The organism is Pseudochrobactrum mosebachae, from assembly GCF_048914685.1.
In the GTDB taxonomy this organism is placed as follows: domain Bacteria; phylum Pseudomonadota; class Alphaproteobacteria; order Rhizobiales; family Rhizobiaceae; genus Pseudochrobactrum.
Genome location: NZ_CP128408.1, coordinates 2,764,455 through 2,787,765, shown reverse-complemented (window position 1 = coordinate 2,787,765; position 23,311 = coordinate 2,764,455). Strand labels below are relative to the sequence as shown.

The following is a 23,311-nucleotide window of genomic DNA, read 5'->3' as shown; positions in this document are numbered from 1 at the left end:
TCCTTTTCCGGTATCAGACCAGATGACGATCTTTGGCATCAATAGCATTGGCAACAGCTTCATCCGTCGCCTCATCCGGCAGCAGCATTTCATTATGCGGCTTGCCTGACGGGATCATCGGGAAACAATTGGCCAGATTTGCCACGCGACAATCAAAGATCACCGGACCTTCGGTTTCAATCATCTGCATGATTGCATCATCAAGCTCGGCAGGCTTGCTGCACCGGATGCCAGTGCCGCCATAGGCTTCAGCCAGCTTTACGAAATCCGGCATGGCTTCGGTATAAGAATGCGACAAGCGGTTACCATGCAGCAACTGCTGCCATTGGCGCACCATGCCCATATACTGATTATTGAGGATGAAGATTTTAATCGGCGCATTATGCTGGATCGCCGCCGACATTTCCTGAATGCACATCTGCACCGAGGCATCACCGGCAATATCAATCACCAGAGCACCCGGATGGGCAATCTGCACACCAAGAGCCGCTGGCAGGCCGTAACCCATGGTGCCAAGACCACCGGATGTCATCCAATGATGCGGTTCTTCAAAATGCATAAACTGGGCTGCCCACATCTGGTGCTGGCCAACCTCGGTGGTGATATAGGTTTCACGATCCTTGGTCAGCGCCTGCAAGCGCTCCAGCGCATATTGCGGCATAATCACATCACGGCTGTTTTTATAGGCCAGTGAATTGCGTCCGCGCCATTGATTAACCTGTTTCCACCAAGCAGCCATATCCGCTTTTTCCGGCTTGACCGAAGATGCACGGAACTGGCGCAACAAATCTTCCAGAACCGTTGCAACATCACCGATAATCGGCACATCCACACGCACAGTCTTGTTGATTGATGACGGGTCAATATCAATATGGATTTTCTTCGAATTGGGTGAAAATGCATCAAGACGGCCGGTAATACGGTCATCAAAACGCGCACCGATGCACAGCATAACATCGCAATCATGCATGGTCATATTGGCTTCATAGGTTCCGTGCATGCCGAGCATACCGAGCCAGTTTTTGCCAGATGCCGGATAGGCGCCCAAGCCCATCAAAGTCGAGGTAATCGGAAAATCACTCAGCTCAACCAGTTCGCGCAACAGTTTGGAAGCTTCAAGACCGGAATTGATAACGCCACCGCCGGAATAAATAACCGGCTTTTTCGCATGAACCAGCAGTTCCACAGCAGCCTGAATAGCGTTCTGATCGCCCTTCATCACCGGATTATAACTGGTGCGTGGTGAAGTCTGCGGCGGCGTATAAAGGCCGGTGGCAAACTGGATGTTTTTTGGAATATCAACAACAACAGGACCAGGGCGGCCGGTGCGCGCAACATGAAACGCCTCATGCAGAACACGCGCCAGATCATTCACATCCTTCACCAGCCAGTTATGTTTGGTGCATGGGCGGGTAATGCCAACAGTGTCGGCCTCCTGAAACGCATCAGTGCCGATAAGGCTGGTCGGAACCTGACCGGTAATGCAAACCAGCGGGATCGAATCCATCAGTGCATCCTGCAGCGGCGTAACCGCATTGGTTGCGCCCGGCCCCGAGGTTACCAGCATCACGCCAACCTTGCCGGTTGAGCGGGCATAACCCTCTGCGGCATGGCCTGCGCCCTGCTCATGGCGAACCAGAATGTGCTCGACTTTGTCCTGCTGAAACAACTCGTCATAGATAGGAAGAACCGAACCGCCCGGATAGCCGAAAATATGTGCCACGCCCTGATCAATCAGTGCCTGAACCACCATTTCCGCGCCGGTCATTTCCCGTTTACCGGTGTCGCTTTGTGCCGTGGCGCCCTTGCCCGTTATATCTGTACTCATTGTTTTTCGATTTCCCGTCTTATGTTCCGGTGAATATTTCCCTCAGTGTTGCCACCGATATTCACTGAAAGTCCCGTATTGTTTAGCTGTATTCTGGGTGAAGATAATAAAAAAGGCCCCCTGAGGGAGCCTGTGTTTCGCGCATGGGAGCTTTCGCCGGATGGTTACACCATCCTGCCCATACGCTTACCCACCACGAGAATAATTTTCTTAGCCATAAGGGGAGATTAAACAGCAGTTTTTTTCGCGTCAATGGCAAAAAACGTAATCTTGTTATTTTATTTGTAAGTTTGTGCCGAAAAGCATCATCAAACGGCTCTCGTATCACTGTCCGGAACGAATGCTATTAAACAGCACAAATAACCGGCCTTGAATCAATCTCGGAACTCAAGCATGCAGCCTTTTGAAAAACAGAGCTATTTTAAATTATGTAGCTTGTTTTTGTCGTAAAATTATTTGTGCCCGCTGATAGAGCGAAGGTGCATTTTCTTTACCGTTCCATTCAGCCACAGCACAGGAAGCGGCAATGATATGTGTATCATGCCCGAGCCGCAATTCGCTTGCTTCCAAAGTACCACAAATTCTTGCCGCCATTTTTTCAGCAGCCACCGCATCCATATCCGGAAGGATCAGGCCGAACTCGCCGTCTCCCATATGGGTCAGAACATCATGATAACGGGTAGCATTGCGGATACATAATGCAGCATCCATCAGCAAACGGTCTGTGGCTTCCCGTCCCAGCTGATCACAAAACTGCTGCAAGCGGTCCACACCAATCAGAACCACCACTACAGGGCGGGCAATTTTAGCAAATTGCAAAAGATATTCCCGCAGCGCATCGTCAAAATACCGGCGGCTTTGCAAACCTGTCAGCGGATCGGAAAAGCTGACCTGCTCAAGGTCTTCAGAATTGCGCGCAATCATCCATGTGATGATTTTAAGCTGCCCTTTGCTTTTGACCTGCATGCGCATATGCGGCAGCAACATCATGCCGCCTGAGAGCACAGCCGCCCCGATAAACATGACAGCCAATGCCAGAGCGCCGTTCAAAGTCGAGATATGGCTATCGTCGGTATGATTTAATTCAAGGTCGTGAATCAGCTTGAACTGCCAGAACAATACCAGCCCTGCGCCGCACAACATCACAATCATGATGATGAAAAACAGTTCCGCCCTCAGATAACGCATAGTTCCCCGCCCCGACCTGCTGCGCCCCACAACAGATTATTAAGCGTTATTAAAGCTCATAAGTGTTGCGCTGTCGTTAACGCCGCGCTCACAATAACGTGTACACTCAGGCAAAATATGCTTCTGCATGCTCTAAACGCCGCCAATCCTCGCCAAACTGGTTGCGAAACCATGTCATTTGCCGTTTGGCATATTGACGGGTGGCAATCACAGCGCGCTCAATCGCGGCCTCGCGGGTCATATCCCCCTTGAGCCAACTTTCAATTTCACGCACGCCAATGGCTTTCATAACCGGCAGGGCCACATCCGGCTGCAATGCGAGCAATGCCTCAACCTCATGCACCGCATTACCGGCCATCATCAGGTCAAAACGCTGCGCAATCCGCGCACGCAGCCAGTCTCTGTCCGGCATAATCACCAGCTTCTCGGCATCCTCGGATTTAATGAGCGCTCTTCCCGCACTGTTCTGCCAGTCAATCAGCGATTTTCCGGTGCTGTCTGCCACCTCAAGCGCCCGCACAATACGCTGGCTGTCGCCTGGTTGCAAACGCTCGGCCATCTGCGGATCAAGGCGCTGCAATTCTTCATGCAGGCGCTGTGATCCTTGTTGTGCCATTCGGCTGCGCCAATAGTCGCGTACCGCGTCTTTAACCGGCGGCATATCCGACAAGCCACCCAGCAGCGCTTTAAAATACAACCCCGTACCACCGGTAAAGACCGCTATACGCCCCTGCAATTCAGGCCGCGCCAGCAAGATTTCAACCTCTTCCAGCCAACGTCCGGTAGAATAAAGCTGTAATGGCGAAACATGACCGTAAAGATAATGCGGCACCGCTTGCAAATCCTGCGCCTGCGGTCTGGCTGTCAGCTGGTCAAGCACATCATAGACCTGCATGGAATCACTGTTAACGATATAACCACCGCATTGCTGCGCCAGACGCAGTGCTAAAGCCGACTTACCGCTGGCAGTAGGCCCTGCGATCAGAATTGCCTTTTGATCAACACTCTGCTTTATCACTAACAACTCTCCAAACGCACAAAGCGGAACCAGTTATATGTCTCAGCCTGTCTCACTTCCAGTGTCGTTGATTGCCACACTGATTTGTAATCCTGCCAATCCTGTTCTGACACCTGAATTGGGGCATAAAGCCTGCGAGGCGCTGGATACGCAAGCCCTTTACTGGCTGGCAGACGGCATTGCCTGTGATTTACCGCTTAAAACCGGCACGGATGCTGAAGACGCGACCCGTAAGCTCAGAGCGGCCCTGGGTGATTTCCCGGTTGATATTGTGGTGCAAGAACAAGATACCCGCCGCAAAAAGCTGCTGATCGCCGACATGGATTCCACCATGATCGAGCAGGAATGTATTGATGAATTGGCAGAAGAAGTTGGCCTGCGCGAACATATTGCCGGCATCACCGCACGCGCTATGAATGGTGAAATTGCTTTTGAACCGGCTTTGCGTGAGCGTGTGGCCCTGCTCAAAGGCTTATCAGTTAATATTATTGATCAGGTGATCACCAACCGCATTAGCCTGACACCCGGCGGTCTTGAACTGATTGCCACGATGAAAAAACACGGGGCTTACACCGCTCTGGTTTCCGGCGGCTTTACCAGCTTCACCGCAAAAATTGCAGCAACGCTCGGTTTTGATGAAAACCGCGCCAATATCTTGCTGGATGACGGTAGCCTGTTAACCGGCATGGTTGCTGAACCTATTCTCGGCGCTGAAGCTAAAAAGATCAGCCTTGATGAAATTTGCGCCAAGCTGGGCATCACCGCCGCACAGGCCATGGCTGTAGGAGATGGTGCCAATGACCTGCCGATGATCAAACATGCAGGCAGCGGCGTGGCTCTGCATGCCAAGCCAGCCGTTGCCGCACAGGCAAATATGCGCATTGACCATGGCGACCTTACGGCATTACTTTATTTGCAGGGGTATCGGAAAACGGATTTTGTAACGTGACAACTGCAACACCGATTATTGAGACGCCGCGTCTGATCCTACGGAACTGGGTCGAGGCTGACAGGCCGTTTTTTCATGAGATCAATTCTGACCCAACAGTGATGGAATTTTTTCCGGCATTGCGCAGCCGTGAACAATCCGACGCATTGATGGATCGTGTTCAAGACATGATCACCGCTGACAGTTTTGGGTTTTACGCTTTGGAAGAACACGCAACCGGTGATGTCGTGGGTTTTACCGGTCTGATGAAAACCGATATAGAGCCTTTTATTACCAAAGATACGCTGGAGATCGGCTGGCGGATGGCTCAGCGCCATTGGGGCAAAGGCTATGTAACCGAGGCAGCACAGGCTTGTCTTGATTATGCCTTTGATACACGCGATCAACAGGAGGTGGTGTCATTTGCGGTGCATGATAACCATCGCTCAACCGCAGTGATGAAGCGCATTGGCATGATACATCATCCGGAGCGTGACTTTGATCACCCTTCGGTGCCGGATACGCATCCGCATCTTAAGCACCATGTGCTTTATACCATCAACAAACAGCAATGGTTGAATCAATCCCTCAAAACCACTGCCTAGAGCCTTTAATTTTATAATGTTTTATTTAAAAACAAGGCCGGAGCACTGCAAATGCTCCGGCCTTTTATCTTCACAAATCAGACTATCAATCCACGCGTAAAGTCACAAAACGCAATTCGCCGCTTGGTGCTGCCAACATCAGCAATGCATTTTTACGGCCTTGAGTGCGCAGTTTTTCCAGTTGTTTTTGAACATCAGCCGGAGTCTTGACCACTTGCTGCGCAAATTCCACAATCACATCACCGGCATTAATCCGCTTTTCTTCTGCAACAGACTTTGCGGTAACAGCGCTGATCACAACACCTTCCACATCTGCTGTAATGTCATATTCCTTGCGCATAGCATCATCAAGCTTGTTCAGGTTCATGCCAAGCACAGTCAGCGCATCTGCCGCTGTTGTTTTATCAGTGGTTTTCGCAGCAGCTTTGTCTTTGTTTTCGTAATCCTCAAGGCGGCCCAGCTTAATCTTGATGGTCTGCTCTTTGCCTTTACGCAAGACCACTACACCGACATCACTGCCAACAGGGCTTTCCGCAACCACGCGCGATAGATCACGGGCGCTTTCCACAGCCTTGCCGTCAAATTTCAAGATAATATCGCCAGCCTGCAATTCTTTATTTTCAACACCGCTATTGGCAATCAAACCGGCAACCAGCGCACCTTTAGGTTCGCTCATGCCAAAGCTCTCAGCCACATCCTCTGTAACCGGCTGAATACGCACACCAAGCCAGCCGCGGCGTGTTTCACCAAATTCTTCAAGCTGCTTGATGACAGACACAGCAAGCTCTGCAGGAATAGCAAAGCCGATACCGATTGATCCGCCGGTCGGAGAAATAATAGCGGTATTTATGCCAATCACTTTGCCATGCATATCAAACAATGGCCCACCCGAATTACCCCGATTAATCGCCGCATCCGTCTGGATAAAACTGTCATAAGGCCCCGCACTGATATTGCGGTTACGCGCTGATATAATACCGAGGGTGACTGTGCCGCCCAGACCAAACGGATTACCGATAGCCATAACCCAGTCGCCGATACGCGCTTTTTCAGAATCGCCAAACCCGACATCCGTAAGCTTATGCTTGGTAGGATCAACGCGCAGCAGCGCAATATCTGTTTTGATATCCGTGCCAAGCAGCTCGGCTTTCAGCTTTTTACCATCGGTGAAATTCACTTCAATCTCATCAGCATCGGCAATGACGTGATTATTAGTGACCACCAGTCCTTTGGCTGCATCAATCACAAAACCCGAGCCGAGCGACTGCATTTTGCGGGCTGCACTACCGCCATCTTTCTGATTTTCTTCAGAGAAAAAATCATCAAAAAATTCTTTAAATGGCGAGCCATCCGGTAAGTCCGGCGCCGGCTCAGCCTTTTCCTCACCATTTTCATCTTTCACAGTCTGGGAGGTTGAGATATTGACCACGGCATCCAGCAAACCTTGTGCCAGATCAGCAACAGATTCAGGCCCGCCTAAAACACCAGCATTGGCTGTTCTCGTAACTGTCGCAGGCATATCTTTTGTCTCAGCTGCTACCGCAGGCTTATCCTTTGTCACGGCTGCTACCGCAGGCTTATCCTTTGTCACGGCTGCTACCGCAGGCCGGTCCTGCGCCAAAGCTAAAGATGCACCGCACAGCATTGTGCTCAACGACAAAGCGGCAAATCCGGCACGCAGAGAATAATATACCGCGCTTTTATGCTTCATAACAACCATTTCAAACTCCGCCTGTCATTCTGTGTTTGCGCACATTCATCATTATGAATTGAAAGCTAAATGCGGCCAGTTTACGACCATAGTTTAAAGCTGTCGCGTTAATTGCGCACCACTAAAACGCTTACCAAAATAAAAAAGAGGCACATGATGATCATGCGCCTCCTTGTATAATTATCAGCCCATCAGAGCATTAGCCTCTGACCATCCACACCACACCCACACCAAGCACAAGTGCGACCATGCCGGCAGTGCGCAGATAGTTTTCAGGCGCTTCAGACACATCTTTGGCCATACGTCTGGCCAAAGCAGGGAAACCGCCATAGAGCAGCCCCTCGAATACGAGCAGCAACCCTATGGCTGTTATTAAATCCTGCACGACTGCAACCGGCCTTTACTGAGCTGCCGGAGCAGAGTTTGTGGCTGGCAGCTTGCCTGCCGCATCTTTAAAGAAGCGGAAGAACTGTGAATCCGGCGACAGAACCATCGTTGTGCCTTCGGCATTCAGAGCCTGCCTATAGGCATTCATAGAACGGTAGAATGCAAAGAAGTCAGGATCCTGGCTTGCAGATTCCGCAAAGATACGGCCCCGTTCACCTTCGCCCTCACCGCGCAGAACCTCTGAATCACGGTTGGCTTCTGAAACGATTTCCACAACCTGACGGTCAGCCACAGCCTTGATACGCTGTGCAGCTTCACGGCCACGGGCGCGCAGACGTTCAGCCTCAGCAAGACGTTCAGCCTTCATGCGGTCAAACGTCTGTTGTGAAACTTCCGCGGTCAGATCTGTACGGCGAATACGCACATCCTCTATAGTCAAACCAAGGGATACCGCATCCGGACGCAATGCATCACGCACTTCACGCATCATGCTGCCGCGATCTTCCGAAAGGGCAGATTCAAAACCACGCAAACCGTATACCTGACGCAATGCAGCATCAAGTCGGGTACGCAAACGCTGCTCAGCCAGCATTGTATTGGCTGAAACAGTTTCACGGAATTTACGGGCATCGGTAATGCGATAAACGAGGAACGCATCCACATCATAAAACTTACCGCCGGAAACCTGCACACGGATATCATCGAGATCAAAGCGCAGCATACGATCATCAACAATCTGCACCGTGTCTGCATCGGCAAAGCTGAATGGCAGCTTGAAATACAGGCCCGGCTTGGTTTTAACGTCAACAATCTGACCAAAGCGCAGCACAATAGCCTGCTCACGCTCGGTAACAACGAACACCGATGAATAAATCAGAAAGCCAACAACTGCGATGGCCCCGAAAATGAAAGGCATACGATTCTGATTCATTACTGTGTGCCTCCTGCAGCATTTGCAGCCGGCTTGCCCTGCTGACGCATAAGTTCAGTCAGTGGCAGGTATGGCATTACATTGTTGCCGCCTTCGATAATCACCTTATTGCTGTCTTTCAGCACTTGCTCCATGGTCTCAATGAAGAGACGGTCACGGGTAACATCCGGTGATTGTTTGTAGATATTGAGAACCGAATTGAAACGCTGGGTTTCACCTTCCGCTTCCTGAACCATTCGGGTTTTATAACCGGAAGCATCTTCACGAACCTGCGCAGCCTGACCACGAGCCTGACCCAGCTTCTGGTTAGAATACTGGTTTGCTTCCTCAACAAAACGGTCTTCGTCCTGTTCGGCACGCTGCACTTCATCAAAGGCATCGGCCACTTCACGCGGCGGTGCTGCATCTTCAATTGAAACTGCATTCACCTGAATACCGGCACCAAAACCGTTCAGCGTTTCCTGCACAATGTCACGTACCGACTGAGCTATAGCCGCACGGTTATCACGGAACACATCCTGCGCCGGACGACGACCGACGATTTCACGGATCGCGCTTTCAGAAATCTGTTTCACCATATTATCCGGATCCTGCACATTAAACAAATATGCACGCGGATCAGACACACGGTAAAGAACGGAGAACTGTACATTAACAATGTTCTGGTCACCCGTCAGCATCAAACCTTCAGTGGCACCACGGGTGCCCTGACCGCCGATATTGATCTGGCGCTCACCGGTAGAAGCCTTTTCATAGGTCTCAATCGGCCAGAGATGGAAATGCAGACCCGGCTCGGAAACTGTTTCTTTTGGAACGCCAAAACGCATTTCAATAGCAAGCTCATCCGGCTGTACAGTATAAACTGACTGGTAAAGCCAGAAACCGCCAAGAACCAGCGCTCCGAGAAGATACATCGCAGGGCCGCCACCGCCTCCACCGCCGCCCGGAAGAACCTTTTTAAGGTGATCCTGACCTTTACGCAGAATATCTTCCAAATCCGGTGGCGTGCCGCCGGGACCGCCTGACTTTTTCGGGCCTTGTCCCCATGGTCCGCCCTGATTAGGGCCACCATTGTTGGAACCGTTACCGGAACCACTGTTTTTATCGCCGCTACCCCATGGGCCGCCGCCATTTTGATTACTCCAGGGCATCCTCACCTCTCGTGCCAGATGTCAGAGGTGGAATACCTCTATGCATCAATCAATAGCTTGTGCAGCCAAATATGTTATCGCCCGTCCCGCTTATTTTATAAGCCAGACGTTTGGTATGTTTCGTTTATAGGTACGCAAAAGCCGTCTTTCAACGTAAGACGCGAAGATTCATCACGCTTTTGCAATTTTAGGACAAATAAGTTGATCAGCATGGTAAAAAAAACAGTTGTAATCCAGAATCTGAACGCAAACAGCATTTGAAACCAAGATTACGACTAAATTTAGCGGCGTTCATAGACGACATAGCGCGTGGCATAATTATCTTTTTCACCTGCCGGCACATTCTCTTCACTGATAATCTGCCAGTCCTGCGCAGATATAGGCGAAAAAAATGCATCACCGTCAATCTCGGCATTAATATGCGTAACATGCAAGCGCGTTGCCTGCTCCATTGCCTGCGCATAAATCTGCGCCCCGCCAATAATGCAAACCTCATCAATACCCGCTTGCAATGCTGCGGCTATACCCGCCTCTAATCCGGCCGCAATCGTCGGCACCACAACAGCACCATCAGCTTTATAAGACGCATCACGGGTGATCACGATATTGGTGCGGCCCGGCAATGGACGTCCAAGAGATTGCCACGTTTTTCGACCCATGATCACAGGTTTGCCTAAAGTGAGTTTTTTGAAGCGTTGCAAATCCGTGGATAAGCGCCACGGCATGGCATTCTCGCTCCCGATCACACCATTAGCGGAAACCGCTACAACAAAAGAAACAATCATCATTTATACCGCAATTGGCGCCTTAATCGACGGGGCAGCTTCGTAACCAACCAGATTGAAATCCTCAAAACGGAAAGCAAAAAGGTCTTTTACCGCAGGATTGATCTCCATTACCGGTAGTGAATGCGGCTCACGGGAGAGCTGCAATTTCGCCTGCTCAAAATGATTGTGATACAAATGCGCATCGCCCAATGTATGCACAAAATCGCCGGGTTCCAGCCCGGAAACTTGCGCAATCATCAATGTCAGCAGCGCATAAGAGGCAATATTAAACGGAACACCGAGAAAAATATCGGCCGAACGCTGATAAAGCTGGCATGATAATTTGCCATCCGCCACATAGAATTGGAACAGGCAATGACATGGCGGTAAAGCCATTTCATCCACCAATGCCGGATTCCATGCGGAAACAATCAACCGTCTGGAGCTTGGATTATTTTGCAAATCTCTCAGCAGATTCGCGATCTGGTCAATATGGCGAACATCCGGTCCGTTGCCTGGTGCAGGCCACGAGCGCCATTGCGCACCATAGACCGGTCCCAGATCACCATTTTCATCCGCCCATTCATCCCAAATGCGCACACCATTGTCTTTAAGATAGCCAATATTGGTATCGCCCTGCAAAAACCACAGCAATTCATGGATAATTGAACGCAGATGCAACTTTTTTGTCGTCAGAACCGGAAAGCCTTTTCCGAGATCAAAACGCATCTGATAGCCGAAAACTGAACGCGTGCCCGTACCTGTACGATCACCGCGATCGGTGCCGTTATCGAGGACATGCTGAAGAAGATCAAGATATGTACGCATGGGTCGTTATTACCCCGATTGATTCAAAATAATACTGTAAATGCATTATTTTGAATAAAAACTCGAGATATAAAAGCCCTGAGGCAAACTCAGGGCTATTTATTGAAACAATTACAGGCTTTCGAGCTTACCAAGCGCTTTTGCAGCCAGGTAATAAAAGGTAACGCGCTGTTTGTTGTGGTCACCCTTCATGGTTTCAGCAACGCTGGCGATAACCGCATTTGCTTTATCAGCATCTTCAATACCCAATTTTTTGCCGATCCAGCTGGTACGAACACGTGCCAGTTCTTCAGGGTCAGAAACAGCAACCAGCGAAGCATCACGGCTGCGCAAGGCAATGCCAAGGTGCTTGACGATCTTGCCGACAATAACCTCATCAGCAGCAGCATCGTAACGACGAACTTCGCTAAGATAATCAGTCATGAAACCAGTCTCCTTAAATTTAAATGCAACATGCTCTGGGGCATAAGTCTGATATGCCTGCATTTCAACTATGCCACCTGGCTATTATAGAAAGCCAGGTGGATATAATAGAAAGATTGACTAGCGAAACCAAGCTGTCAATGCTGTAAACTCAGTATTGTCTTATAAAAACATCAAGCAACTATTTTAGTCGTTTCGAAAAACAAAAACAGATTGCGTTATTTTACCGTCACAATATCGATGAAAACCGCAATGCCCTCTTTTCAAGCCGTGCGAAGCCTCCTATATAGAGGGTGCCGGCTTGACCGGCTATGGCGATAAATGGACAGTGTAATAAACCATTTGGACCCGGGGGCGGTACCCGGCGCCTCCACCAGAACACAGGTTTTTATATCTGTGCTGTGGCGGGGGCGAAACAGGATCGACAAGGGTGTAAAGACTGATTTTTTGCTCGGCATTGTACCACCGTTATCGGGCTATTGAGTAGTTGCAAATGACAACAAAGCTCAGGGTTACGCTCTCGCTGCCTAATGGCGGTGCGGGAAACCCAACCTAAGTCCTTAGGGTTAGCCCCTTAAGGCGGGGTTCGGAGGCACCTGGCAACAGAAGCCTCCACTTTTCTCACATATTGATGACATGAATGAAAAAGGCACCGGAATTTCCGATGCCTTGTTTTTTGTTGTTTTTATTTCAGAGCTTCAGCTGATCTCTGTCATGCGTGTTTCAGGCGCGCTGAAACCGCGTCGCATAATCGTGACATAAGTCAGCACCAACGCTCCAAAACCGCAGATGGCAATAGAAACCAGCATCGGCAGCACAGTGCCGTTCATGATCAATGAGCTTAACCCCATCGCAACTGCCGCCACCAGCAATTGTAACGTCCCCATCAATGCAGCAGCTGTACCGGCAATTTCACCGTGATCATCTAGAGCCAACACGCTGGTACCAGGCAAGACCAACCCCAGAAAACCATTACCGATAAACAGAAAGGCCATCACCACCCACAAGCTTTGGGTTAAAAATATGGCGGTCAGCACCATCAAAACCATGGTCACAACATAGCCAGATACCGCATAAGAGACCACGCGTTCAAGACCAAACCGGCTTGCGAGCATGCCACTCAGCTGCGAAACACCAAAGAATGAGATGGCATTGAGCGAGAAGACCAGCGAATATTCACGCGGGGTCAGGCCGTAGGTTTCGATGAAAATGAAAGACGAATTGGCGATATAAACGAAGAAAGCAGCGACACAGAAACCACCGATACAGCACATACCGATAAATTTGCCATCACGCATCAAAAACGCATAGCCTCGCAAAGCACGTGCCACGCCGCCGGAAATCCGCTTTTCTGCCGGACGGGTTTCTTCCTGCACAAACAACAGCAGACCAAGCCCGATAATAGCCGCCAGTAATACTGCCCAGAACACGCCGCGCCAGCTAAAAGCTTCAATAATGAAACTGCCGGTTAATGGCGCCAGAATTGGCGATATTGAAAACACCAGCATCAGCATCGACATCAAACGCGCGGCATCTACACCCGTGTACAAATCGCGCACAATAGCACGCGGAACCACCATACCAGCACTTGCGCCAACACCTTGCACAAAGCGGAAAAAGATCAGCATTTCAATACCGGTGGCCATGGCTGAGCCAATGCTGCCGATACCAAACAAAACCAAGCCAAGATAGAGTGGCAATTTACGGCCATAAATATCCGAAAACGGCCCGCAAATCAGCTGCATCAGCGCTGTTGCCAAGAAGAACACCATCAGGCTCATCTGAACAGCAGTTTCACTGGCATGTAGATCTTTGGCAATTGTCGGCAATGCCGGCAGATACATATCAATGGCAAACGGCCCGATGGCCGAAAGAAATCCCAGAACAAGCGCTGTGCGCAACAAACGGGCGGACATCATAAAAACTTTCAAATGTATCGGTTTCAGAAAAAACGGGAGATAGAAGCGAAATCACTCAGGGTCAACAGCCTGTATAACTTCTCTACTGTTAGGCGGTTCCATTCGCCCTGTAGATGAATTTTTGCAAAATAAATTCAAAAAATCACTTTCACCTTTCTTTACAAAGGCATATTGATAAATGAGCGTCCTCAGCAGCATTTTTTTCACACAAATGACAAAAGCTGCTGTACCAATAGTATTGCTATGAAGGCTATTATAATTGATGAGCCTAGAATAGCCGTATCAATGTCGCTGAAACTTGATTATCAATTGATCATTCGGCAATGCTGATTTAGACAACATATATGACATCACTCCTCGAATCCGCAGGATAAGGATTTTATGGTTCAGGATCTTATCCGTTACGATATTCTCGCTCAGGATGCGCTTCGCGGCGTTATCCGTAAAGTACTTATGGAAGTGAACAAAGCGGGCCTTCCCGGCAATCATCACTTCTTTATTACGTTTTTGACAGAAGCACCGGGTGTACGCATTTCATCTCGTCTGAAGGAAAAATATCCTGAGCAGATGACAATTGTTATGCAGCATCAGTTCTGGGATCTGGTAGTGACAGAGCAACTCTTTGAAGTTGGCATGTCATTTGGTGAAGTGGCTGAAAAATTGGTGATTCCGTTTTCATCAATTCGCGGTTTTTACGATCCGTCGGTTAATTTCGAGCTGGAATTTGACGTATCAATTGCCTTGCCTACCGGTGATAATGACAGTGAAAGCTTTGAAAAGCTTGAGCTGGTTACCGAGCTCAAATCTAATCATGACGAGGCAGCAGAGCAGGCAGACACCAGCGCCAAACCGGCCAAAAAACCGGCGAAAAAAGCTGACCGAGGCAAAACCGCATCAAAAGATGATACTGCTGAAGCACCTGCTGATGATGCAACAACGAAACCATCCGCTGATGTTGTATCTCTTGATGCCTTCCGCAAAAAATAATCTGCATACTCATCGCTCTGGTATTGCACCGGAGCGATTTTAATTTGAGAATATGGTCATGAGTGACATTATCAATCTCAAACAGTTCAAAAAGCGCAAAACACGCTCAGAACAGCAGCAGCAGGCTGATGCCAATCGCCTGCTTTTCGGTCGTACGAAAACCGAAAAGGCCTTCGCTAAAAACCAATCCAAAACCAGTGAGAACTTTCTGGATCTGAACCGTTTGGAACCGCGCCCAAAGCTGCGTAGTAACGATGGCACAGAGGATTCAGATATCTCATGATAAGCCAACCTGCGAAACCGCTGCTCAGCACGGCTGCGCGCAGTAAACCCAATTTACGCAAGCACTCAATCACATTACATGGCCACGCTACCAGCTTTTCGCTGGAAGATGCATTTTATGACATCATCGTCAATATTGCCGTACAAAATGACCAGTCGCTGGCTTCCTTAATTGCCATGATTGATGACCAGCGCCACCGCACAAGCAATCTCTCATCCAGCCTGCGGCTCTATGCGCTGGATTGGCTCTTGAGCCAGCGCTAGAGCATTTCGTAGTCCAATGGAATCATTGGGCGGCCACGATAATGCGTAAAAACAATAACTTAGAGCGGATAACGTTCAGCTTGGATCGCAGCACTAACTCTAGATTTTAGCTTTATCGCATTGTCATATCTATCAAGTTCAAACAACTTGATAGTGAAATGCTCTAGATTTTAGCTTTATCGCATTGTTATATCGATCAAGTTCAAACAACTTTATCGATAAGCGCTCTCAACAACTCAATCTGCAGGCAAGGTCTGCAAAAACTCGTCAAGGCTTGGCTTGATATCGGGTAAACCACTGTTTTGGCCTTGTCGTAATTCCTGTTCGCGCAACCGGCGCTCCGTATCAGCAGCCTCCTGCGCGCGTTTTCTCAGCTCCGCTTCAGCCGCGATCTGCTGGCGTTTGCGCTCTGCGATTTTAGCGGCATAATAATCAGCTTCGCGTTTCAGGCGCTGCTTTTCAATTATCAGCGCCTGTGCAGCCTCCACACGCATTTGCTCACGTAGTAAACCGCGCTGGGTCAAAAACTGTACCATTGGCTGATAGTCAAATTTTACCTTAGGCTCGCCCCAGGTACCGGAAAGCGCAAACTGCAATTGCGGCGCTACATCATTGCGCTCTGCGGCTGACAATGTCATTTCCAAAGCACCATTGCCACTCAGCATTAAATAATTGAGATCAAGTTGCAAATCAGCCTGCAACTGCGCCTGTTCATTCTGTATTTTAACCGCTGGTGCACGAATAATACCGCCAGCCAGTGTCAGTGCGGCCTGCATTTTCGTAATGCTAAGCGCACCGCCCTGTGTCAGCAGTTTAGCAAGCTCCAACCGCTGAGCTTCGGTTTGCTTCGGCTCAGTCTGCATCTCAGCTTCATCGGAAAGCACGTCTGACTTATTTAAAATTTCCGGCATAACCGCAGGATCCAGTCCTGCAATTCGCAACTGATCAAGCGTTACCGCACCCTCACCGGCAAGAGACTGCACCAGACCGGCCATAGATTTACCACTACCGGTAAAGTTGAGCTTAATATCTCCCTCACCTGCAAGAGGCGGGGTGGTATTTTCAGGCCTGTAAAGCGTCGCCAGATTTGCCCCGGACAAACGCAGCTCGCCATTGGTAAGCACCGTGCTTCGGGCATTATTCAACTCTACTTTGCCAGACAATTTGCCATTTGCCCATTGCCCTGCAAGATCGCTGATCTGCAAATGCTGATCATTTTTGACCATGCGCGCACTAAAATCAGTCACTGCTTGCGTATCATTCAAGGCAGCCTGCGCCGCGCTGAGTTTGAGATCCAGCCCCATTGGCAGACTGGTTCTGAGGGCGAATTTATTACCGGACCAATTTGTGCCATCCGCGCTTTCAATCTCTGAAGCCGGCAAGCCGGTCATTGCCGCAAACAGTGCAGTCAGATCAAATTGCTGCAGCTGAATTTCGCCGCGCAACTGCGCTACAGATTGATCACTCAGCGATCCGTCCAGCTGTGCACTCACGGCCTGCCCATCAAGCTGACCTTTCAGATTGGGCAAACGCACAATATTTTTACCAAATTGAAAATCACTGGCAATATCCGCAGGTAAACCGCTGCCAAATCCACGCCCTAAAGGCAGAGCATAGCCTGTCGTTGCCAAAAACGGCTCAAGATCATCGCTTTTTAACTGTGCATGCCCGCTGGCGGTCAGCTCGTCACCACTCAGTGTAATCACCCCATTCAGGCGCGCATCACCATCATCACCGCTGATCTCTAAAGTCGCTTTCATACCAGCAACCGGTGCGCCTTGTGCCTGCAAATTAACCTCAGCTTCACCCATCAGGCCGAGCGGCACAACAGGCAGCCCGAGCAAAGCCAAAGCCGCCTCGCCTGAAGCCGCCTTGGCATTGGCCGTCAGCGATAGTTGCATTGGTTCAGCGCCTGTGAGCGTTCCTTTGGAGGATCCGGCAACCGATAAAATCAACGCTCCTGTTTGCCCGTTCAGGCTGAAAGACAATTCAGCAACATCAGGTTTTTCGGCATTACTCGGCTCTTTGCCCGCCTTTAAACGACCTGTACGTGCCGTATCATTTTTAGTTTCAGCCTTGGTTACCGTCTCTGGGGCTTCTGATCCCTCCGCTTTATCACCATCGGCGAACAGGTTAACGGCATTAAAAATCAGATCGAGCTTGGTACCACCAAACAAATCCGGATAAGCACTTGCCCTGCCAGAGAGCGCCGAAAGCAGCGGCTCATGCGGAAAAGCCTGATTTAATTTTCGCAGCACCGGCTCCAGATCATCTGCCAGTACCGTTGCATCCAGCGTTGCATTCACCGAACGGTCAAACGGACGCAATGAACCAGTGGCTGAAACCGTAGCGCCTTCGAGCCCGCTGATCAGCAAGCGGTCAATGTCCAGCTTGCCGCCATTCAGACGAAATGCAGTATCCAGTTGCTCTGCCTCGAGGTCGGCAAATTTTACTGGTCCCGCTTTGAGATTAACTGTGAGATTTTCACCAACCAAACCGGAAAGGTCACCATCACGCACAAATATATTGCTCAAGAGCTGCAATGTTTGCGCATCAAGCGCCTTGCCCGCAATATTGAGAACCGATGAGGCTGCGCGTTTTTCACCACCTGAGCGCTCGAACTGCCCGTTGAGAATTGTCTCGCCCAGAACAATCTCCAGATCATCAACCCGCTGCACATCATTATTGAGGTTGATTTTGCCCGAAAATCCTGCCGCCGGCAGCTGCGCAAACGCACCGGTATTTTTATCACCTGCGAGCCATGCGGCAAAGCCTGCTGGCTGGCGGGAGGCTAACAGGAAACTGCCCTGAAACCCGAACGCTTCGCCGAGCTTTAATCTGCCTTTGGCTTCAACTTGTGTGCGTCCGGGCAAATCAGCCTGTAACTGGCTGATATTCCAGGCACCTTTATCCGGCTCGGCACGAATAATCACCGAGCGGATAGTGGTGCCGCTGGCAACAATCGCCGGTAAGCGCAGATCAACACTACCCGGTATATCCGGCACCGGAATTCGCTCAATAAGCGTTTGAAAAAGTTTAAGCTTTTCACCAGAAGATAAGATCGGCTGATCTGCGACAGGTTTGGCATTCTTCACGCTGATATCCGGCTTGATACCGTCCAGATAAACCTGCTGACCATCTGCGCTAATCATAAAATGCGGATTATCGCCCAGATCAAGCTGCGCTTTACCATTAATCACATATGGAGCATCGGCCTCGCCCTGCTCCATACGGAATTCAGTAATATTGAATCCGCTGTTTTGCGCTTCAAACTGACCGGTCAGCCGTAATTTATCCAGCGTGAGCTGCGCCTGTTTTTCAGCTTCAGTACGTTGTTTTTTACTTTCATCACCTGTCAGGGTCAGAAATCCGAACTGGCCTTTATAAACCGGCCTGCCATCATCAACGCGCACTTCGCCTTCTGTCTCAATTGAAACGGCAAGATTATCCGGCAATAAACGCACCCGCAACTTGAGCGGGCTGTCAGGCTTTTTTTCACCGGTACTGATGTCAAAGTTAAGCGGCTGTCCTTCAGCCTGCATATGGCCGTTTATGCGCCAAGGCCCTGCCAGATTATCCGCCGATAAAGTGGCGTTGATATTTTGTAACTGTTGGCTTTTACCACTCGCCTGATCCTGCAGGCTGACCTTGCCGTCACGCAGCGTCAGCTTTTCCAGCCGCACCTGCGCGCCTGTCAGATCAGCATTGGCCGGCATATCCCAATTCAGTCGCCCTTGTTCATCCAGCCCAGCAAACAGATGCGGCTGCTCCATACGCATATCAAAAATCAGTATCTGTCCACGCAGAAATGGCAACAGCTCGGCATCCATAGAAAACTTATCCATGGTCAGAGCGCTTTGTCCTTCAGTACCGTCCACAACCACGTCAGAAAAAGTCACAGAGGGAAACGGCAATAGGCGGGCACTGGCCGTACCATTCACATGCACAGCACGGCCTAATATCCGGCTGGCTTCATGCTCGAACCGGTCACGATAGCTTGTCCAGTCAATAAAAGGAGGCACCACCAGCGCCAAGGTCAGCACCAGCACTAGCAAACCGCCGATAATAACGAACAATCGTCCCAAATTCTCACTCCGGCTGGCTAACAGCCATAATTAACCGGCTGTCGGACAGCCAGAATTAACATGAATCACATGATATGCTGCACCATAAAGGCAGCTATCCTGCTACAACAAGGTCATTTCACTGTCATACCGCGTTTACACACCTATTCAGCAACAAATGCTTTGCTCAAACACCCAGTCAATTCTCCTCCCAACACTTGATCAGTCGGGAGCGAACGGTTACACCAATTTATTGCCTTGCAATATTTCCTTCATGGCGCTGATGCCGCAAAACCGAATTGACTTAATCTCTGTGACATTATCATGAATTATTCAGCTTCCGAGACCAAATCCCAGCTCATGGAAACCATTCCGGATTTCTATGAGACTGCTGTTTTCAAACGGGATATATTCTCGGAAACCCGCGCCGGTTATTTTGCCGGTGCACCGGAAACCCGTATTATCCGCCGCGTTGTCAGTGCTGCACCATGGTGGTCAAGTCCGCTGGCATGGTGGCTGGCACGCCGTGAAATCCGTGGTCTGAAAAAAGTGCGTGGTATTAAGGGGACGCCGCAATTGCTGGCGATCGATAAGCATGGCCTGTTCCGCACATGGACAGAAGGCACCCCGCTGCACCTAGCTCGCCCTGCTAATCGCGAATGGTATCTGACAGCACACCGCATTTTACGGGATATGCGCCGCATGGGCGTAACCCATAATGATTTGCAGAAACCACAAAACTGGCTGATGACCCCTGAGGGTGAAGCCGCTGTGATTGATTTTCAGCTGGCCTCTGTACATCGCCGCCGCGGCGCCTATTACCGCCTGATGGCCTATGAAGACTTTCGCCATCTCATCAAGCAGAAGCGCAATTTTGCGCCGGAGCTGATGACACCAACCGAAAAGCGCATCTTGGCGCGGCGCTCGCTGCCATCACGCATCTGGCTGGCCACCGGCAAACAGGTCTATAATTTTGTCACCCGCACCATTTTCAACTGGTCTGATGGCGAAGGCACCGGCGACCGCATTGATAATGAAGGTGCGGCAATTGTTGCCGCGCTCAAATCTGATCCGCGCGTTAAAGATGTGTCATTGAGCCTTTATTCTCTGCCAGCCAAAGGTGTGGGAATTTATGCCTTTGTTGAAACACTGAATGCCGATGAAAAATCACTGCGTGCACGCCTTAAAGGTTACAAGGTTGAGCTTATCCAGCCCGTTGCGCATTTACCGCGCCGTGCAGATGGCACTATCCGCGAAGACATCCTGCATCTTGTGGCCATGAACCAGATGACAGAGCTGGATGACCTGCTGCAGCGTGAACCGGAAATGCGCCCGCTCGTAGAGGCGCTGGCCGCACACCGGCTCAATTTCACGGATCGCCGTATCACACAAATGGAATAGGCCGCGAGCGGATATGCTGATCATATCCGCTCTCAGTACTTTATTTGTTCCGCTCTATGGCGTTTCGCTTAAGAATCATTACATTCGAAACCATGTCCGATTTTCCAGATGATATCCCCTTCTTCGGGGAGCCAAACGAACCAGCACCTGCGGCAAATAAACCGCAAGGTGGTCAGGGTGGTATTGCTGCACGCGCAATGCAGGCTCGTAATCAGCAGCGCGGTGTGCCTGCCTATCTTGACGGGCTCAACCCCGAGCAGCGGCTTGCAGTTGAAACCACTGAAGGGCCTGTTTTGGTTCTGGCCGGTGCTGGTACAGGTAAAACACGCGTTTTAACCACCCGTATTGCCCATATTGTGCAGCAAGGGCTGGCCTATCCGAGCCAGATTCTGGCAGTTACATTTACCAACAAAGCCGCACGTGAAATGAAAGAGCGTATTGGCCATCTGCTCGGCGGAGCGGTTGAAGGCATGCCATGGCTCGGCACTTTCCACTCGATCGGCGTTAAAATTCTGCGTCGCCATGCCGAAATGGCAGGCTTGAAATCAGATTTTACCATCCTCGATACTGACGATGTTATACGCCTGCTCAAGCAGCTGATTCAAGCCGAAGGTCTGGATGACAAGCGCTGGACACCGCGCTCCTTCTCCATGATGATCGATGGCTGGAAAAACAAAGGCTATGGCCCGTCCGATATTTCTGAAGGTGATGCCCGTGCTTTTGCCAATGGTAAAGGCCGTGAACTATACCACGCTTATCAGGAGCGGCTGAAAACACTGAATGCCTGTGATTTTGGTGATCTGCTGCTGCATCCGATCCGGATTTTTCGCAATTATCCGGATATCCTGCGCGAATATCATTCAAAATTCCGCTATATTCTGGTGGATGAGTATCAGGATACCAACACTGCGCAATATATGTGGCTGCGCCTTTTAGCTCAGCGCACCGGTAATAACCCTGCGGAGCGCACTCGTGATAGCAACGACACTGGTAGCACGCCAAAGCAGCAGATTAATATCTGTTGTGTTGGTGATGATGACCAGTCGATTTATGGCTGGCGTGGTGCTGAGGTTGATAATATTCTGCGTTTCGACAAGGATTTTCCGGGCGCTAAAATTATCAGGCTTGAGCGCAATTACCGCTCCACACCACATATTCTGGGCGCCGCATCATTTTTGATTGCACATAATGAAGGCCGTTTTGGCAAAACATTGCTGGCACAAGCCGCCGCAGATGATGACCAAAAAGTGCAGGTGCATGCCTCTTGGGATTCGGAAGAAGAAGCCCGCGCGGTGGGTGAGGAAATCGAGCAGATCCAGAGGCAAGGACACTTGCTCAATAATATAGCTATTCTGGTGCGCGCCTCGTTCCAGATGCGCGAGTTTGAAGACCGTTTCGTCACCCTTGGTCTTAATTACCGTGTTATCGGTGGGCCACGCTTTTATGAGCGTCTGGAAATCCGCGATGCAATGGCCTATTTCCGCGTCGTCGCCAATCCGCAAGACGGCATGGCGTTTGAGCGCATCGTTAATACGCCAAAACGCGGGCTGGGGGAAGCAAGCCTGCGTCTGGTGCATGACTATGCCCGCGCCCGCAATATCTCCATGTTGCAAGCCGCCGGTGATCTGGTTACGACAGAAGAGCTGAAGCCCAAAGCCCGTTCGGCACTTCGTGAAGTGGTCGAAAATTTCCGGCGCTGGCAAGGTCTGCTCGACAGCAAACCACATACGGAACTGGCCGAGATGATCCTTGATGAATCCGGCTATACCACAATGTGGCAGAATGACCGCTCGGCTGAAGCACCGGGACGGCTGGAAAACCTTAAAGAACTGATCCGCTCCATGGAAGACTATGAAAGCCTGCGTGGCTTTTTGGAGCATGTGGCTCTGGTCATGGATACCGAGAAAAACGAAAATCTGGATGCGGTTAATATTATGACCCTGCATTCGGCCAAAGGGCTTGAGTTTCAGACGGTATTTTTACCCGGCTGGGAAGAAGGTCTGTTTCCGCATCAGCGCGCACTTGATGAAGGTGGCCGCTCCGGCCTTGAGGAAGAGCGTCGTCTTGCCTATGTCGGCCTGACACGGGCCAAGAAAAACCTGCATATCTGGTTCGTTTCCAACCGCCGCATTCACGGCATGTGGCAAACAACCATCCCTTCCCGCTTTCTCGATGAATTGCCGGAAGAACATGTGGACATTGCTGAAGCTGACAGCTCCTATGGCGGCGGCTACGGCCAGTCGCGTTTCGACAATGTCGGGCGCGGCGATCCTTTTGCCAATTCCTATTCGACACCGGGCTGGCAGCGTGCGCAAGCCAACCGCTCGGAGGCCACACGCACCAATTGGGGCTCACGTTCCGGTGCCAATGTGGAGCGGATCGGTTATGGTGAGGCAGATTCCGGTTTTGGTGCCGGTCGCGGCTCGGTCAAGGGTAAGGTGATTGACGGCGAGCTGGTGGCTAAATCTGTATCCACCAAACCGTCTGATTTTACGATCGGTGACCGTGTGTTCCATATGAAATTTGGCAACGGCAATGTCGCATCGATTGATGGCAACAAGCTGACCATCGACTTTGACCATGCCGGACAAAAACGTGTCCTCGACAGCTTTATTCAAAGAGCATGAAA

Annotated in this window: 19 protein-coding genes and 1 other RNA gene; 8 read left to right on the top strand and 12 right to left on the bottom strand. The window is 50.3% G+C overall.

What is annotated here, in order from left to right; translation table 11 throughout:
• Positions 1 to 13: 13 nt before the first annotated feature.
• The 3 genes from MP213Fo_RS12630 to miaA form a co-directional block, all read right to left on the bottom strand.
• Complete coding sequence (locus tag MP213Fo_RS12630; protein WP_421089334.1) at positions 14 to 1,828, bottom strand: acetolactate synthase 3 large subunit; 1,815 nt, start codon at positions 1,826 to 1,828, stop codon at positions 14 to 16.
• A gap of 426 nt (positions 1,829 to 2,254) precedes the next feature.
• On the bottom strand, positions 2,255 to 3,016 hold the full coding sequence (locus MP213Fo_RS12625; RefSeq protein ID WP_421089333.1) for a GGDEF domain-containing protein: 762 nt from the start codon (positions 3,014 to 3,016) through the stop codon (positions 2,255 to 2,257).
• A 106-nt stretch (positions 3,017 to 3,122) separates the two neighbouring features.
• The gene (gene miaA, locus MP213Fo_RS12620) at positions 3,123 to 4,031 is read right to left on the bottom strand and encodes a tRNA (adenosine(37)-N6)-dimethylallyltransferase MiaA (protein ID WP_421091140.1); all 909 of its coding nucleotides are present in this window, start codon (positions 4,029 to 4,031) and stop codon (positions 3,123 to 3,125) included.
• Positions 4,032 to 4,095: 64 nt separating this feature from the next.
• Between miaA and serB the strand changes: the two genes are divergently transcribed.
• The gene (gene serB, locus MP213Fo_RS12615) at positions 4,096 to 4,983 is read left to right on the top strand and encodes a phosphoserine phosphatase SerB (protein ID WP_421091139.1); all 888 of its coding nucleotides are present in this window, start codon (positions 4,096 to 4,098) and stop codon (positions 4,981 to 4,983) included.
• Positions 4,980 to 5,567, top strand: a complete 588-nt coding sequence (locus MP213Fo_RS12610) for a GNAT family N-acetyltransferase (RefSeq protein ID WP_421089332.1) — start codon at positions 4,980 to 4,982, stop codon at positions 5,565 to 5,567. The genes serB and MP213Fo_RS12610 overlap by 4 nt, the downstream gene beginning before the upstream one ends.
• 85 nt (positions 5,568 to 5,652) lie before the next feature.
• Here the strand turns inward: MP213Fo_RS12610 and MP213Fo_RS12605 are convergent, their stop codons facing one another.
• From MP213Fo_RS12605 to MP213Fo_RS12575, 7 genes are all read right to left on the bottom strand, one after another.
• A complete protein-coding gene (locus tag MP213Fo_RS12605; protein WP_421091138.1) occupies positions 5,653 to 7,086 on the bottom strand; it encodes a Do family serine endopeptidase in 1,434 nt (477 codons plus the stop codon).
• Positions 7,087 to 7,477: 391 nt separating this feature from the next.
• A complete protein-coding gene (locus MP213Fo_RS12600; RefSeq protein WP_421089331.1) occupies positions 7,478 to 7,663 on the bottom strand; it encodes a DUF2065 domain-containing protein in 186 nt (61 codons plus the stop codon).
• Between the two features lie 15 nt (positions 7,664 to 7,678).
• On the bottom strand, positions 7,679 to 8,596 hold the full coding sequence (hflC, locus tag MP213Fo_RS12595) for a protease modulator HflC (protein ID WP_421089330.1): 918 nt from the start codon (positions 8,594 to 8,596) through the stop codon (positions 7,679 to 7,681).
• Positions 8,596 to 9,747: an FtsH protease activity modulator HflK gene (hflK, locus tag MP213Fo_RS12590; protein ID WP_421089329.1), complete on the bottom strand. Its 1,152-nt coding sequence runs from the start codon at positions 9,745 to 9,747 to the stop codon at positions 8,596 to 8,598. The genes hflC and hflK overlap by 1 nt, the downstream gene beginning before the upstream one ends.
• Positions 9,748 to 10,028: 281 nt before the next feature.
• Positions 10,029 to 10,535: a dihydrofolate reductase gene (locus tag MP213Fo_RS12585; RefSeq protein WP_421089328.1), complete on the bottom strand. Its 507-nt coding sequence runs from the start codon at positions 10,533 to 10,535 to the stop codon at positions 10,029 to 10,031.
• Complete coding sequence (locus tag MP213Fo_RS12580; RefSeq protein WP_421089327.1) at positions 10,536 to 11,342, bottom strand: thymidylate synthase; 807 nt, start codon at positions 11,340 to 11,342, stop codon at positions 10,536 to 10,538.
• Between the two features lie 111 nt (positions 11,343 to 11,453).
• On the bottom strand, positions 11,454 to 11,765 hold the full coding sequence (locus MP213Fo_RS12575) for a DUF2853 family protein (protein WP_421089326.1): 312 nt from the start codon (positions 11,763 to 11,765) through the stop codon (positions 11,454 to 11,456).
• 256 nt (positions 11,766 to 12,021) lie between these two features.
• Here MP213Fo_RS12575 and ssrA point away from each other — a divergent pair.
• Positions 12,022 to 12,382, top strand: a transfer-messenger RNA (tmRNA) gene (gene ssrA, locus MP213Fo_RS12570).
• 81 nt (positions 12,383 to 12,463) lie between these two features.
• On the opposite strand, the gene MP213Fo_RS12565 is transcribed toward ssrA, so the two are convergent.
• Entirely contained in the window at positions 12,464 to 13,681 is a 1,218-nt protein-coding gene (locus MP213Fo_RS12565) for a multidrug effflux MFS transporter (protein WP_421091137.1), read from the bottom strand.
• Between the two features lie 384 nt (positions 13,682 to 14,065).
• On the opposite strand from MP213Fo_RS12565, the gene MP213Fo_RS12560 reads away from it, so the two are divergent.
• The 3 genes from MP213Fo_RS12560 to MP213Fo_RS12550 are packed head-to-tail and all read left to right on the top strand — an operon-like array spanning position 14,066 to position 15,217.
• Positions 14,066 to 14,671, top strand: a complete 606-nt coding sequence (locus MP213Fo_RS12560; RefSeq protein WP_421089325.1) for an SspB family protein — start codon at positions 14,066 to 14,068, stop codon at positions 14,669 to 14,671.
• Between the two features lie 58 nt (positions 14,672 to 14,729).
• Positions 14,730 to 14,954 (top strand): DUF4169 family protein, encoded by a 225-nt coding sequence (locus tag MP213Fo_RS12555; RefSeq protein ID WP_421089324.1) that lies wholly within the window; start codon positions 14,730 to 14,732, stop codon positions 14,952 to 14,954.
• Positions 14,951 to 15,217 (top strand): ribbon-helix-helix domain-containing protein, encoded by a 267-nt coding sequence (locus MP213Fo_RS12550; RefSeq protein ID WP_421089323.1) that lies wholly within the window; start codon positions 14,951 to 14,953, stop codon positions 15,215 to 15,217. Before MP213Fo_RS12555 ends, MP213Fo_RS12550 begins: the two co-directional genes overlap by 4 nt.
• A gap of 236 nt (positions 15,218 to 15,453) precedes the next feature.
• On the opposite strand, the gene MP213Fo_RS12545 is transcribed toward MP213Fo_RS12550, so the two are convergent.
• On the bottom strand, positions 15,454 to 19,302 hold the full coding sequence (locus MP213Fo_RS12545; RefSeq protein ID WP_421089322.1) for an AsmA family protein: 3,849 nt from the start codon (positions 19,300 to 19,302) through the stop codon (positions 15,454 to 15,456).
• Between the two features lie 303 nt (positions 19,303 to 19,605).
• Between MP213Fo_RS12545 and MP213Fo_RS12540 the strand changes: the two genes are divergently transcribed.
• Together MP213Fo_RS12540 and MP213Fo_RS12535 are read left to right on the top strand one after the other, a co-directional pair.
• A complete protein-coding gene (locus MP213Fo_RS12540) occupies positions 19,606 to 20,682 on the top strand; it encodes a serine/threonine protein kinase (RefSeq protein WP_421089321.1) in 1,077 nt (358 codons plus the stop codon).
• Positions 20,683 to 20,738: 56 nt separating this feature from the next.
• Positions 20,739 to 23,309, top strand: a complete 2,571-nt coding sequence (locus MP213Fo_RS12535) for a UvrD-helicase domain-containing protein (RefSeq protein WP_421089320.1) — start codon at positions 20,739 to 20,741, stop codon at positions 23,307 to 23,309.
• Positions 23,310 to 23,311 lie beyond the last annotated feature (2 nt).